Origin of the sequence: Phaeobacter sp. G2, from assembly GCA_025163595.1 — a bacterium.
In the GTDB taxonomy this organism is placed as follows: Bacteria; Pseudomonadota; Alphaproteobacteria; order Rhodobacterales; family Rhodobacteraceae; genus Pseudophaeobacter.
In genome coordinates this window covers 2,039,066-2,052,586 of record CP104100.1, presented here as the reverse complement: position 1 = coordinate 2,052,586, position 13,521 = coordinate 2,039,066, and the positions used below count along the sequence as shown (strand labels likewise).

14 protein-coding genes are annotated in these 13,521 nt (G+C 60.0%); 9 read left to right on the top strand and 5 right to left on the bottom strand.

All coding sequences use genetic code 11. The features are described from left to right. Nucleotides 1-177: 177 nt before the first annotated feature. Together N1037_09780 and N1037_09775 are read right to left on the bottom strand one after the other, a co-directional pair. Nucleotides 178-1,410 (bottom strand): sigma-54 dependent transcriptional regulator, encoded by a 1,233-nt coding sequence (locus N1037_09780; GenBank protein UWS81272.1) that lies wholly within the window; start codon nt 1,408-1,410, stop codon nt 178-180. Continuing rightward, nucleotides 1,407-3,146, bottom strand: coding sequence for an ATP-binding protein (locus N1037_09775; protein UWS81271.1), 1,740 nt, complete (start codon nt 3,144-3,146; stop codon nt 1,407-1,409). Before N1037_09775 ends, N1037_09780 begins: the two co-directional genes overlap by 4 nt. A gap of 88 nt (nt 3,147-3,234) precedes the next feature. Here N1037_09775 and N1037_09770 point away from each other — a divergent pair, with 88 nt between their 5' ends. After that, complete coding sequence (locus N1037_09770) at nt 3,235-4,416, top strand: cytochrome P450 (GenBank protein UWS81270.1); 1,182 nt, start codon at nt 3,235-3,237, stop codon at nt 4,414-4,416. 131 nt (nt 4,417-4,547) lie between these two features. Here the strand turns inward: N1037_09770 and N1037_09765 are convergent, their stop codons facing one another. Beyond that, a complete protein-coding gene (locus N1037_09765; protein UWS81269.1) occupies nt 4,548-5,015 on the bottom strand; it encodes an Lrp/AsnC family transcriptional regulator in 468 nt (155 codons plus the stop codon). Between the two features lie 157 nt (nt 5,016-5,172). Here N1037_09765 and cobA point away from each other — a divergent pair, with 157 nt between their 5' ends. The 6 genes from cobA to N1037_09735 all read left to right on the top strand — a co-directional run bounded on the left by cobA (nt 5,173) and on the right by N1037_09735 (nt 10,148). After that, on the top strand, nt 5,173-5,991 hold the full coding sequence (gene cobA, locus N1037_09760) for a uroporphyrinogen-III C-methyltransferase (GenBank protein ID UWS81268.1): 819 nt from the start codon (nt 5,173-5,175) through the stop codon (nt 5,989-5,991). Continuing rightward, nucleotides 5,991-6,299 (top strand): DUF2849 domain-containing protein, encoded by a 309-nt coding sequence (locus N1037_09755; GenBank protein UWS81267.1) that lies wholly within the window; start codon nt 5,991-5,993, stop codon nt 6,297-6,299. The genes cobA and N1037_09755 overlap by 1 nt, the downstream gene beginning before the upstream one ends. After that, complete coding sequence (locus N1037_09750) at nt 6,292-7,956, top strand: nitrite/sulfite reductase (protein ID UWS81266.1); 1,665 nt, start codon at nt 6,292-6,294, stop codon at nt 7,954-7,956. The genes N1037_09755 and N1037_09750 overlap by 8 nt, the downstream gene beginning before the upstream one ends. Nucleotides 7,957-7,960: 4 nt before the next feature. Further along, nucleotides 7,961-8,734 carry a phosphoadenylyl-sulfate reductase gene (locus N1037_09745; protein ID UWS81265.1) on the top strand — a complete coding sequence of 258 codons (774 nt, stop codon included), beginning with the start codon at nt 7,961-7,963 and terminating at the stop codon, nt 8,732-8,734. Between the two features lie 5 nt (nt 8,735-8,739). Further along, nucleotides 8,740-9,141 (top strand): DUF934 domain-containing protein, encoded by a 402-nt coding sequence (locus N1037_09740; protein ID UWS81264.1) that lies wholly within the window; start codon nt 8,740-8,742, stop codon nt 9,139-9,141. Between the two features lie 146 nt (nt 9,142-9,287). Further along, entirely contained in the window at nt 9,288-10,148 is an 861-nt protein-coding gene (locus tag N1037_09735; GenBank protein UWS81263.1) for a ferredoxin--NADP reductase, read from the top strand. A gap of 160 nt (nt 10,149-10,308) precedes the next feature. On the opposite strand, the gene N1037_09730 is transcribed toward N1037_09735, so the two are convergent. After that, the gene (locus N1037_09730; GenBank protein UWS81262.1) at nt 10,309-11,082 is read right to left on the bottom strand and encodes a mitofilin family membrane protein; all 774 of its coding nucleotides are present in this window, start codon (nt 11,080-11,082) and stop codon (nt 10,309-10,311) included. A 369-nt stretch (nt 11,083-11,451) separates the two neighbouring features. Here N1037_09730 and infC point away from each other — a divergent pair, with 369 nt between their 5' ends. Next, a complete protein-coding gene (gene infC, locus N1037_09725; protein UWS81344.1) occupies nt 11,452-12,000 on the top strand; it encodes a translation initiation factor IF-3 in 549 nt (182 codons plus the stop codon). A gap of 151 nt (nt 12,001-12,151) precedes the next feature. After that, on the top strand, nt 12,152-12,586 hold the full coding sequence (locus N1037_09720; protein ID UWS81261.1) for a hypothetical protein: 435 nt from the start codon (nt 12,152-12,154) through the stop codon (nt 12,584-12,586). Between the two features lie 106 nt (nt 12,587-12,692). Here the strand turns inward: N1037_09720 and N1037_09715 are convergent, their stop codons facing one another. Continuing rightward, entirely contained in the window at nt 12,693-13,484 is a 792-nt protein-coding gene (locus N1037_09715; GenBank protein UWS81260.1) for an FAD binding domain-containing protein, read from the bottom strand. Nucleotides 13,485-13,521: the final 37 nt, after the last annotated feature.

Sequence of the window (13,521 nt, the reverse complement as noted above, 5' to 3'; positions counted from 1 at the left end):
ATACAGTGTTGTGCGAAATCTCGCACAGGGATTGCCAGCCTTGTGCGGAAAACCGCACAAAGCGACAACGCCTGATCTCTCCTGAGCCACCGCCCGTGACCTGCAGGAATCGCCAAGCTGAGGACTGCCGGGTTGGTTGATTGCCAGGGCCGTTGGGTCGGGGTGGCCGAGGCGAGATCAGGCGCGGCGATAATCCTCTGGGCGGATGCCATAGCGGGCCAGTTTGTCATAAAAGGTTTTGCGCGGCAGTTTCAGCGCCTCAGCCGCTGCGGCTGCCCTGCCATTCTGACGTCCCAAAGCCGCGATCAAAAGTGAGCGTTCCACCTGGGCCATTTGCTCTGCCAGGCCCAGTTCGGTGGCACCGCTAATCTCATCCGGCATCCCCAGAACAAACCGCATGGCTGCCGACATCAGCGAGCGCGCATTGCCCGGCCAATCCTGCGCCATCAACCCCGCCAGATGTTCTTGGCTGATCTGCGGCGCCTCGATCCCGGCCTGTTCCGCGGCCTGAGCCACATACAACCTGAACAACACCGGGATATCACCAGGGCGCTCGGCCAGTGACGGAATACGCACCCGCATGCCTTCGAGCCGGTAATATAGATCCGCGCCAAAACTGCCTGCTGCAACCAGCGCCGCCAGATCGGCGGTACTGCCTGCAATCAGCCGTGTCTCGCCCCCCTGTTCGACCCAGTCCAGCACCGCATATTGCAGCGCTTCGGAGAGGGCAGAAATCTCATCCAGAAACAGCGATCCACCAGCGGCCTGCTGACACAGCTCCCGCAGGTCAGCGGTGCTCAGCCCTGCCGAGGGCGATTTGACAAAGGGCGCCTGGGCGCGCGGTGACATCAGGTGGATCACCTCTGCCACCTTGGAAATGCCGCTGCCGGCCGGCCCCGCCACCAAAACCTCGGCCGAGGTTGGAGCTACAGCGCGCACCCGCGCTCGCAGCTCATCGGATTGCTGGGAGGTGCCAAACAACATGCGCGCCGCCGGATCGCCCTCTTCCAGCTGTTGTTTAAAATCGCGGTTCTCCAGCACCAAGTGGCGGGTTTTCAAAGCCCGCTGCAGCGTCGTCAGCAGATCCGCAGTGACACAAGGCTTTTCCAGAAAGCCAAAGGCCCCCCGTGACATCGCCTTGACCGCCATGGGAATATCCCCCTCACCGGTCAACAGGATCACCGGCAGGTCGTCGTCAATGCCGCTCACGTAGTCCAGCAGGTGAAACCCATCCCGCCCCGGCATCCGAATATCGGACAGGATTACCCCGTCAAACTCGGCAGTGATCAAATCCTTTGCCACCACAAAGGACCCCGCAGTAATGGCTTCCAGATCATTCAGCTCCAGCGTCTGCGCCAAGGCCTCACGCAGGGCGGCATCGTCATCAACAACCAGAACCTTCCGGGTCATATCGCGGCATCCTCATTCCAGCGGTCCAGCTCGACAGTGAACACGGCACCGCGGGTACCGTTCCTGCCGTGGATATTGCCGCCAAAGCTCTGCAACAACCCATAGGATATCGACAGCCCCAGCCCCATGCCCTCAGAGCTGCTCACCACCTTGGTCGAGTAAAACGGATCAAACATCTTTTCCGGTTCTTTAATGCCTGGGCCAATATCAGACACCACCACCGCGAGCCGGTCTCCAGCCTCCAGGGTTATGGTGATCGCGCGGCTGTCCTGGCCAAGCATTGCATCAGCCGCATTGTTGATAAGATTGACAAAAACCTGTGTCAGTCGCACTTCACCGCCCCAGGCATAGATCGGGTCTTCCCCCACTGGCGGGCTCCAGCGGAGCGTCACCGCGTCGGTTTCCAGGCGTGAGGCTGTCAGCTCCACCGCGGTATTGATGACCTGCACCAGATCCACCCGCGCCATCGGCTCGTTCTCATTGCGCGAAAAGGCCCGCAGGTTTTTGATGATCCGCGCCATGCGCGCCGACATGCCTGCAATACGCGTCAGATTTTCCCCAACCCGGTCGATCTGGCCCCGTTGCAAGAAAGCATCGCCATTTTCGGCAAATTGCTGTATCGCCATCAGTGGCTGGTTCAGCTCATGGCTGATCCCCGCAGACATCTGCCCCAAGGCCGAAAGCTTTCCCGCCTGGACCAGCTCTTCTTGCGCCTTCTTCAAGGCAGCCTCTGCATCCTGGCGTTCACTGACTTCGCGCCGCAGCTGGCTGTTGGTGGATTGCAGTGCACGGGTACGGGTTTCAACGCGGCTTTCCAACACCGCGTTGGCCTCGGCCAGGGTACGGCGCCGCTCCATGGTCAGAAACAGAAAACTGCCAAAGGCAAGGCAGAGTGCCGCCAGGGCCGCAGCCTGAAGCAGAGCCAATCTGCGGGCCGGGGCCACATCCACCAGGATCTGTCCCGTCAGACCGATGACCGGCAGATCTACCGTCAAATGCAGGGCGCGACGGGGCAGATAGGCGCTGCCAGAAAGCGTCCAGATCTCGTACTCACCCTGGGTATAGACCTCATAGTCCAGTTTTTCCTCCGCAGCCCCTGCATTGGCGCCCGCCTCTTGTCCCTGATGCCAGAACAGCAGCTCTGGCCGGTTTGAGATAAAAACCTCGCCATGGTCATTGGTAAAAAATACCGCAGGCAAAGAGCCCTGCCAGGTCTGCTCCACGTCTTCGACATCGGCCACCACCACCAGCACCCCGGACACTCCGGCTCCTGGCGCAAAGTTGGGGGCGGCATAAAAATAGGCGCGACGGCCGTTTTCAGCCAAGACATCCGACCCAACCCCCAGCGCGCCCTGCATGGCGCGCCGGAAATAGTCCGCATCGGCAATATCGCCCCCGGTGACACCCGCCGCCGCGACCAGCACTGCGCCACTGGTATCCGCATAAAACACATCCAAAGCAGAGGTTTTGTCGGCAATGCTGCGCAACACCCACTGCGCAGCCTGCCGTTCCGCTTCGCTCTCCAGCTGTTCCAAAACCGGGTGATCTGCGGTCAGAACCGCAAGCTCTTGATAGATCTGCAACTGGGTGCTGACCCGATCCGAGGCCAATGCAAGGTCCGCAACGCTGCGCTCCGCCAGGGACTCAAGCGCCTGACGGTACCCATAAATCCAGGTCGCTCCGACTATACAAGATACTGCAAGGGCAACCCCCAGCAGCAACGGCCATCTTTGCATCAGTTTTTGCTCTCTTTTGACCCGAAGTTTTTTCCCAGTCTAGCAAGACTGAGCTTGCAAAGACCACCCATGAAGGCAAAGTCGGGCAATGAAAACAGTCAGCCAATCCCCGACCGATCCCGCCTTTGTGCAAGACCCGTACCCCTTTTATAACAGGGCCCGTGCCCAGGCTGGATTAAACTATTGGCAAGACTACGGCATGATAGCCGCCTTTCGCCGCGCTGCCGTTCACATGCTGCTGCGTGATCGTCGTTTTGGCCGTGAGATGCCGCCGGAACTGGCCACTGCCGCGCCGCAGCACCTTGCGCCCTTCCTGGCGCTTGAGGCCCATTCCATGCTGGAGGCAGAACCACCCCGCCACACCCGGCTGCGCAAACTGGTAATGCGCGCCTTTACCTCCCGCGAGATCAAGGCGCAGCAAGTCGGCATTGCCGCGCTTTGCCACAGCCTGATAGATGCCTTCCCCGATACGCCCTTTGATCTGCTTTCGGCCTATTGTACCCAGGTGCCGATAATCACCATCTGCCGCCTGCTTGGCGTGCCCACCGAGATGGCACCACAGCTGCTGCGCTGGTCCCACGATATGGTGGCCATGTATCAGGCCGCCAGAACCCCAGAGACCGAACAGGCCGCCGCTAGCGCCGCGCAGGACTTCACCGCGTTTCTGGCCGAGTATGTGCACAAACGCCGCTCAGAGCCCGCAGATGACCTGATAACCCGGCTGATTGCCGCAGAGGAGCAAGGCGACAGACTCACCACCGACGAGCTGATCGCCACCTGTGTCCTGCTGCTCAATGCGGGCCACGAAGCCACGGTGCATGCCCTTGGAAATGGTGTCAAAACCCTGTTGCAGCAGGGCTGGGATCCGGCTTGGCTGGCACCCACAGGCATCGAAAACCTGGTCGAAGAGATCCTGCGTTTTGACCCACCTTTGCATCTGTTCACCCGCTACGCCTATGAAGAGGCAGAGGTCATGGGCCATACCTTTCAACGTGGCGATCAGGTGGCGCTGCTGCTGGCCTCGGCCAACCGGGATCCCGCTGCCGAAGACGACGCCGAAATCTTTGACCCCAGCCGCCCGGCACGCACAAATATGTCCTTTGGCGGCGGGCTGCATTTCTGCGTTGGCGCCCCTCTGGCGCGGCTGGAAATGCAGATTGCACTGCCCATCCTGTTCCAGCGCTGCCCCGATCTGAAACTCGCCGCTGCCCCACGCTACAGCAACAGCTACCATTTTCACGGACTGTCTGAGCTGCAGGTAACGCGCTAGCTCCGGCTCTCGGCTCTCGACTCAAGCAGGAGGGGGGGGCAAAAGCCCCACCCAAACCACCAGGTCCGGCGTACTGCGTCGCGGCGCCACAGGCAGAAATAGGCGCGCGGTAGCGCCCCTTTTGGCAGGGGTTAGCTCTCCAGTGGCAGCATAGTGGTGGATTTGATCTCTTCCATCGACAAAAGCGCCGTTACATTATGCACCTTCACCTCTGAAATCAGCGCCTGATAAAACACATCATAGGCCCGCGCGTTTTGCACCCGCACCTTGAGAATATAGTCGATATCCCCCGCCAGCCGATGCGCCTCCTGCACTTCCGGGCGGTCGCGCAAAGCCTTCAGAAACTTGGCCTGCCAATCCGCCTCATGCTCTGAGGTGCGGATCAATACAAAGAAACAGGCCTCAAACCCCAGCGCCTCTGCATCCAGCACCATGGTCTGCTGACCAATAACCCCGGCCTCGCGCAATTTGCGGATCCGATTCCACACAGGGGTCTTGGAACTGCCCACCTGACGGGCGATTTCATCCAGCGATTGCCCCGCATCGCGCTGCAGCTCCGCCAGAATTTTCCGGTCTGTCACATCGATCCGTGCTGTCATTCTCAATTTCCCTCTACTTTAGGACAAACCTGCCTGCGGCCACCGTCAGGTGGAACAAACCACCTTATTCACTCCGACATATAGCGTAATAGCGGGAATATTTCCTATATACACTCGTAAGTCAAACAACAGCCAAACAACAGTAAAGAGGCCAGACATGACCGGTCCAATGACACATACCGCCAATTCCCCCGCGCACAGCCGCAGCGGCATGTGTTGCCTGAGCCGCGGCCAAGTGGCCTTTGCCGGCTCTGGTCCCGGCGATCCTGAGCTGCTGACCCTCAAAGTGGCACGCGCGCTGCAAGAGGCGGATGTGATCTTGTTCGACCGGCTGGTCAGCGCCGAGATCCTGGCGCTTGCAGGGGCGCAGGCGCAGCTGGAAGACGTCGGCAAAGAGGGCTTTGGTCCCTCGATGAGCCAGGAAGAGATCTGCGCCCGTATGGTTGCCCATGCCCAGGCCGGCCTGAAGGTTCTGCGCCTGAAATCCGGTGATCCCACCATCTTTGGCCGCCTGGACGAGGAGCTCACCGCCTGCGAAGAGGCCGGTGTCGCCTATCAGATCATGCCCGGCATCACCGCAGCCTCTGCCGCCGTTGCCAGTATCGGCCAGAGCCTGACCCAGCGGGGGCGCAACTCTTCGGTGCGCTTTCTCACTGGCCATGACACCCGTGGCTTTGCCGATCAGGACTGGGCCGCTCTGGCCCGCCCCGGCGAGGTCGCAGCCATCTACATGGGCAAGAAATCCGCCCGTTTTGTGCAGGGCCGCATGATCATGCATGGCGCCAATCGCGCCACGCCGGTCACGGTGATCGAAAACGCCTCCCGCGCCAATCAGCGGGTATTGGAGACCACCCTTGAACGCCTGCCAACAGATCTCGCCGCAGCGGATTTTGATGGTCCCGCTCTTACCTTTCTTGGGCTCGCGCCGCGCCAAAGCCTGGCCGCCCTTTCAGACCTAAACATGGAGCTTGCATAATGGCCCGTCCCTTCACCCCCAAAGTCATCACCGCCAATGATCTTCTGGAAGGCGATGTGATCTACTTCCAGGCCGACAACAGCTGGACCCGCGATCTCGCCCAGGCGGAATTGATCGTCGATGAAGCCGAAGCGCAGCTGCGCCTGCTGGAGGCTGAAAAGCAAAATATCCGCATCGTCGGCGCCTATCTGGCCGATGCCAAGGCCGGCCCCGACGGCCCGGAACCGGTGCATTTCCGCGAAGATTTCCGCCGCAAAGGCCCATCCAACTACAGCCACGGCAAACAGGAGGCCGCAGCCCATGTATAAGTACAACGCCTTTGACGAGGCCTTTCTGGCCGAACGCAACGCCCAGTTCCGCGCCCAGGTTGCCCGCCGCATTGATGGCTCGCTCACCGAGGATGAATTCAAACCGCTGCGCCTGATGAATGGCGTCTATCTGCAGCTGCACGCCTATATGCTGCGGGTTGCGATCCCCTATGGCACGCTGAACTCTGACCAGATGCGCGCCCTGGCGCTGCTGGCCGAGAAGTGGGACAAGGGCTATGGCCACTTCACCACCCGCCAGAATATCCAGTACAACTGGCCCAAGCTGAACGACATCCCCGATATGCTGGATGCCCTCGGCGAAGTCGGCCTGCACGCAATCCAGACCTCTGGCAATACCATCCGCAACACCACCGCAGACCACTTTGCCGGCGCCGCCGCGGATGAGCTGACAGACCCGCGCCCCTATGCAGAACTGATCCGCCAGTGGTCCACCGACCACCCCGAGTTTCAGTTCCTGGGCCGCAAGTTCAAAATCGCCATCACCGGCAGCCCCAATGACCGGGCCGTGACCAAAGCCCATGACGTGGGTCTGCGTATGGTCGAGCGCGACGGTGAGATCGGCTTTGAGGTCATCGTCGGCGGTGGCCTGGGCCGCACCCCCATGGTGGGCAAAGTCATTCGTGACTTCCTGCCGCAGCCGGATCTGCTGCCCTATCTGGAATCCGTTCTCAGCGTCTATAACGTGCTGGGACGCCGCGATAACAAATACAAGGCCCGCATCAAGATCACCGTGCAGGAAAACGGCATCGAAAAAGTCCGTGAGCTGGTCGAGGCCCGCTTTGCAGAGCGTCGCGCCGAGTTTGACGGCACCGATCAGGCGCTGCTGAACGAGATCAAGACCCATTTTGCGGCCCCTGCGTTCCGCTCTGGCGACATCAGCACCTATGACGCCACCTATGCTGCGGATCCGGTGTTTCGCGCCTGGGCCGATACCAACCTGGCCGCACACCGCGACCCCAACCATGCCATCGTCACCATCTCGATCAAGGCCCATGGCCAAACCCCAGGGGATGCCAGCGCTGAACAGATGCGGGTTATGGCGGATCTGGCGCAGGAATTTGGCTATGATGAGCTGCGCATCAGCCACCAGCAGAACGTGATCATTCCCCATGTGCATAAATCCGACCTGCCCGCGCTGCATGCGCGTCTGAAACAGCACGCTCTGGCCACCGCCAATATCGGCCTGATCTCGGACATCATCGCCTGCCCCGGCATGGATTACTGCGCCCTGGCAACCGCGCGCTCGATCCCGGTGGCACAGGAAATCGCCAGCCGCTTTGATGATCTGAAGCTGGAGCATGACATCGGCCATCTGCAGATCAAGATCTCGGGCTGCATCAACGCCTGTGGTCACCACCACGTGGCCCATATCGGCATTCTTGGTCTGGATCGCGCCGGGGTGGAGAACTACCAGATTACCCTGGGGGGCGATGCCACGGAAACAGCCGCGATCGGCAAACGGACCGGCCCCGGCTTTGCCTATGACGAGATCGTCCCCGCCGTTGAGCGGCTGGTTGAAACCTATCTTGCGATCCGCAGCGGGGAAGATGAGACCTTCCTTGAGACCTATCGCCGTCTTGGCATGGAGCCCTTCAAGTCCGCGCTCTATCCCGAGGCTCAGAAAAAGGTGGCCTAGCCCCATGGTGAACCTCGACACGTATAACGCGGATACGGATGGGCTTGCGGCCTCTGCCGCGTCGCTCAACGACAAGGTTGCGGGTCTCAACGCCCGCTTCCGCCACCACTCCGCCACGGCGGTGATGCAGGGTGCACTGCAGGATGCCGGCAATATCGCGCTGGTCTCCAGCTTTGGCGCTGAATCGGTGGTGCTGTTGCATATGGCTGCCGTCATCGACCCGATGGTGCCGGTGCTGTTTGTCGACACCGAGCTGCTGTTCACCGAAACGCTGGTCTACCAGCAGGAGGTGAGCGAACGTCTGGGGCTGCGCAATGTGCAGATCGTCAAGGCGGCAGATATCGCCGCAAAAGACCCCTATGGCGCGCTGCGGTTCTCGGATACCGATGCCTGCTGCGCCCTGCGTAAAACCGCGCCGCTACAGGCTGCCTTAGACGGTTTTGACGGCTGGATCACCGGGCGCAAGCGCTTTCAGGCGGGCAGCCGGGCCGCGCTGGATTTCTTTGAAGTCGAAGAAACCGCTGCAGGCGCAACCGGGCGTATCAAGATCAACCCGCTGGCCCATTGGGCACCGGAAGACGTGCGGGCCTATATGACAGAAAACCGCCTGCCGCGTCATCCGCTGGTGGCCAAGGGGTATCCGTCAATCGGCTGTGCCCCCTGCACCTCTCCGGTTGCCGCAGGCGAAGATCCCCGCGCCGGACGCTGGCGTGACCAAAGCAAGGAAGAATGTGGCATTCACGTTGTGAACGGCCAGTTCATCCGCACAGGAGCATGAGTGATATGACTGTAATCGTAACCGACGCGGGGTTTGGCCCAGAAACCTGGACCGCAGGTTTTGAGGGCGCGAATGCCTTGGACCTGACCTCTGATGCGGATCCTGCGGCACTCTCGGCTTGTATCGAAGGCGCAGAAATCATCCGCATTGATTTCCCCAGCTTTGCCGATGGCCGGGGCTTCACCCTGGCGCGGCAACTGCGCCTGATGGGCTATACGGGCCGTTTGCGCGCCAAGGGTCATGTGCTGGCTGACCAATATGCCATGGCGCGCCGAACCGGCTTTGACGAGGTGGAAATCAGCGATGATATCGCTGCCCGTCAGCCGCAGGAACAATGGCTTGCCCGGGCGCAATGGAGCGCCCATAACTATCAGGCCCGCCTGCGCGGTGGCTCCTCCGCCCGCTAAGCCAGCCGCCTCTCCCTGTCAGATCAGCCCCGGACTGTGTCTCCCCTGCGTCCACGACGCTGCGGCGTTACAGTTTCTGGGGCTTCCCCTGACCTACATCAAAGATTAATCAGAGGTGCCGGTTTAACAGACCGGTAGTGCAACCGATGAACGAGATTTTGCCTGTGACCGATGCTGTGACCGATACGCCTGTAAAGGCCACCCCCGCCCTGCCCGACGCCCAGACCGTAACTGAGGTGACGCATTGGACGGACAAACTGTTTTCCTTCCGCTGTACCCGCCCGGCCAGCCTGCGCTTTCGGTCCGGTGAATTTGTGATGATCGGATTGATGAACGACCCCGATCCCAAAACCGGCAAGATAAAGCCGCTGCTGCGCGCCTATTCCATCGCGTCACCCTCTTGGGATGAGGAAATGGAGTTCTATTCCATCAAGGTCGAAAACGGCCCGCTGACCTCGCGCCTGCAACACATCAAGGTCGGTGACGAAATCATCCTGCGCCCCAAACCGGTGGGCACCCTGGTGCATGACGCGCTGATCCCCGGCAAGCGCATCTGGTTCTTTGCCACCGGCACCGGCTTTGCGCCCTTTGCCTCGCTGCTGCGCGAACCCCAGACCTATGAGGACTACGAAGAGGTCATCATCACCCACACCTGCCGCACCGCCGGAGAGCTGACCTATGGCCGCGAGCTGATCGAAAGCCTGAAGGACGACGAGCTGCTCAATGAGGTGATTGGGGAGGGCTTCTGGAAGAAGATCAAATACTACCCCACCACCACCCGCGAAGAGAGCCCCAAGATGGGCCGGATCACCGATCTGATCAACTCTGGCGAGGCCTATAAGGATCTCGATGTGACGCCGCTCTGCCCGGACAATGACCGTGCGATGATCTGTGGCAACATGGCCTTCAATCTCGAGCTGAAAGCCATGCTAGAGGAGGCCGGTCTGGAAGAAGGCGCCAACTCCAAGCCTGCGCAATACGTGGTGGAGAAGGCCTTTTTGGACTGATCCCTCCAAAGGCACAGCTCCCCAAAAGCCCGGCTACCGCCCCAAAGGCTGCCGCCAATGTACAATAGAAAACGGGCAGCGACCTAGCAAGGACGCTGCCCGTTCTGTATTCAGCCCGGCCTCTATTCAGTCCGGTCCGTTCTCAGCGCGAGTTGAGGCTTTACAGCCCCAGCGCCGCCTTCACCTGATCCAACACAGCCGACAGCTGTTCAGGATTGTCCTTGGCCTTGGTCAGCGCACTGCTCAGCGCGGTTTTCTTCAGCGCGTCCAGCTCTGAGCCGTTGATCATCTCGATCACCTTGTCAAAGTCAAACCCATCCTGGCTGAGGTACTTGCTCATCCCTTCCATGGCAGAGCTGGTTTCGGCAGCAGTCTCGGTCGCGGCTTCTGTAGCAGTTTCCGTCACAGCCTGTGTCGCGGCCTCTGTGGTTTCAGTAGCGGTCTCTGTAACAGCGCTGGCCGCGTCAGTTGCAGCCTCTGTAGCTGCATCAGCTGCGTCAGTTGCGGTCTCTGTGGCCGCCTCAACAGCAGAGCTGGCTCCTTCGGTGACGGCCTCAGTGGCGGCCTCAACAGCGGCACTGGCCGCCTCGGATGCTGCCTCGCCGGCCTCAACCGCCTCGCCAACCGCTTCAGCGGCAGCGTTGCCAGCCTCAGTTGCTGCCTCTGTGGCAGTTTCAGTCACCTGCTCAACAACGGATTCCGCTGCCTCGGTTGCCGTTTCCACCGCCTCTTCAACAGCAGAGCCCGCCTCTTCGACGACCTCTTCCGCTTGTTCTGCAACGGTTTCCTCAGTCAACTCCTCAGCAACCGGTTCGACTGCGGCGGGTGCCTGTTCTTCTACAGCCAGGGGGGCCGCAGGTTTTTGGCTTTGGACATAGAAATAGCCCCCTGCCGCAACAACACCCAATCCCAAAATGACAAAAATCGGCTTCATGACCTGTCTCCTTTTGTTGCACTGCATTTTTGCAGGCTTGATGTCAGGCAGGTGCGCTCTCTGGTCACTTTTCACAAGGGGGAATAACCAGCTCTCTGTCCCATCAGCCAAACCCCGCCGGCAGACTCAGTCCCGATTTGTGCAGGTTTCATTTGCAGATTGCCGCCGCTTGCGCCACTTGTACTTGACGATGAGCGTGGGAAATCCGCGATCCCCGGCCAAAATCGCGGATCTCGCAGCTAAAAGCAGCTAAAAAGTGACAAACTCCTGGGAATTCCGATCTAAGGGTCACTGTTGCCGCTTGAAACATTCCACCGTTCCGTTTAAGTTCCGGGCTCGAAATTCGGCAATAATCAAAGGATCAAAGCCATAGCCCGCAGACCTCATAATGCGCCGCCACAACGTGATACTGGCCCGCGCACGAACGAAAAAATTCGCGCCTCTGAAATTCGCCTGATTGGCGCTGATGGCGAAAATGTCGGGGTTGTGCACCCTGCCAAGGCTATGGACATGGCAAATGAGGCCGGTCTTGATCTGGTTGAAATTTCGCCCAACGCGACCCCTCCTGTCTGCAAGATCATGGACTTTGGTAAGTTCAAATACGAGCAGCAGAAACGGGAAAGCGAAGCGCGTAAAAAGCAGAAAATCATTGAGGTCAAAGAGGTCAAATTCCGGCCAAATACTGACACCAATGACTATGAAGTCAAAATGCGCAACGTGTACAAATTCCTGGAAACCGGCGACAAGGTGAAAATCACCCTGCGCTTCCGGGGCCGCGAAATGGCACACCAAAATCTGGGCCGCCAGCTGCTGGAACGTGTCGCCGAAGACGTCAAGGAACTGGGCAAGGTTGAAAACATGCCCAAAATGGAAGGCCGCCAGATGGTCATGATGATCGGGCCGCTGCCACAGAAATAGGCCAGCCCTGATAGATCGTCATGCCCCCGGATGCCCTGCGCGCCGGGGGCATTTCTTTGTCTAGCTCCCAGCTCTGCCCCTAGCCCTGAGGGTCTCTTGGCACTCCGGGCTAGGTTTCGCCCCGCACTTTTCACATCTCCAGGCCGCGAATATGCAGATTGATCTTCTAAAAAGCCCAATCCTTCACATTCTCTCAGGCCTTGCCACCGGCCTGCTGATGAGCGGTGTGTCCATCGCCAGCCTGCCTTTCCCGCTCGTCTTGTCGGCGACAGCAGGCGCCTGTCTAGCCCTTGCGTTGATCTCCCGCGCAACCCTCAAGCGGCAGTGGTACAATCTTTCCATTCTTCGCGGCCTGCTGACCGGTCGCAGCAATATCCCCCGCGAAAGGGTACAAGCCCTGTTCATGGGGGCCGCTTTGCAGGGGTTTGTGATGGCGGCCAGCGGTCATCTTGCGGGGCGCATGCTGCTTTGGCCAGCCCTGGGCCAGCCAGAGCACCCACCCGAATACAATCAGGCCCTTTTGGTTGGCACAGTTGCGCTGATCGGGAACCTCATATTCCAACGCCTGCGCAAACAGGCGCGATAGCCCCCTCCTTTGCTTGCCCCCAGGTGCTCCCCTGTTTTGCTCTACAGAAAAAGGCCAGGCGGGTTCCCCTCCGCCTGGCCTCCTCACTTTTAAATCATTCAGGACTTTAACTGGCGGCGGCAACGGCCCGCTTGGTCAGCACAGCAATAAGATGCGCCCGATAGGCTTTGGAGCCATGGATATCCGCCATCATGCCATCGGCCTCCACCGACAGGCCCTCCAGTGCAGCGGCACTGAAATTGCCGTTCAATGCGGCCTCGGCTTCCGACCAGCGAAACACCCCTTCTTCCGAGGCGCCTGTGACCGCAACCCGCACACCCTCAGCAAATTTGGCAACAAAGACACCAACCAAGGCAAAGCGCGAGGCCGGCTGGACAAACTTCTGATAGTTGGCCACCTCCGGCACAGGCATGCGCACCTGGGTTACGATCTCACCCTCCTCCAGTACCGTGGTAAACAGCCCGTCAAAATAGTCATCCGCCGCGATCTCACGCGCATTGGTCACAATGGTGGCGCCACTGGCCAGGGCGGCAGCCGGATAACAGGCCGCCGGATCATTATTGGCGAGCGAGCCGCCAATGGTGCCGCGATTGCGCACCGCAGGATCACCGATCTGCCCCGCCAAAGCGGCCAGCGCCGGATAGGCCGCAGCTGCCTCGGCGGCCACCACCCCATGCGGCGTTGCGCCGCCAATGCTGACAGTGCCACTCTCTACGCTGACGCCCTGCATCTCGGCGATACCGCTCAACGAGACCAGTTTGGAGGGGCTGGCCAAACGCTGCTTCAGCGTCGGGATCAAAGTTTGCCCACCGCCCAGCGCCTGGGCCTCATCATCGCTGCCCAGAGCAGCTACCGCATCAGCGATACTGGTGGGTTTTTCGACATCGAAATTATACATTCCGCTTTTCCTTCCCAGAACCGGGTCTCCCGGCCCT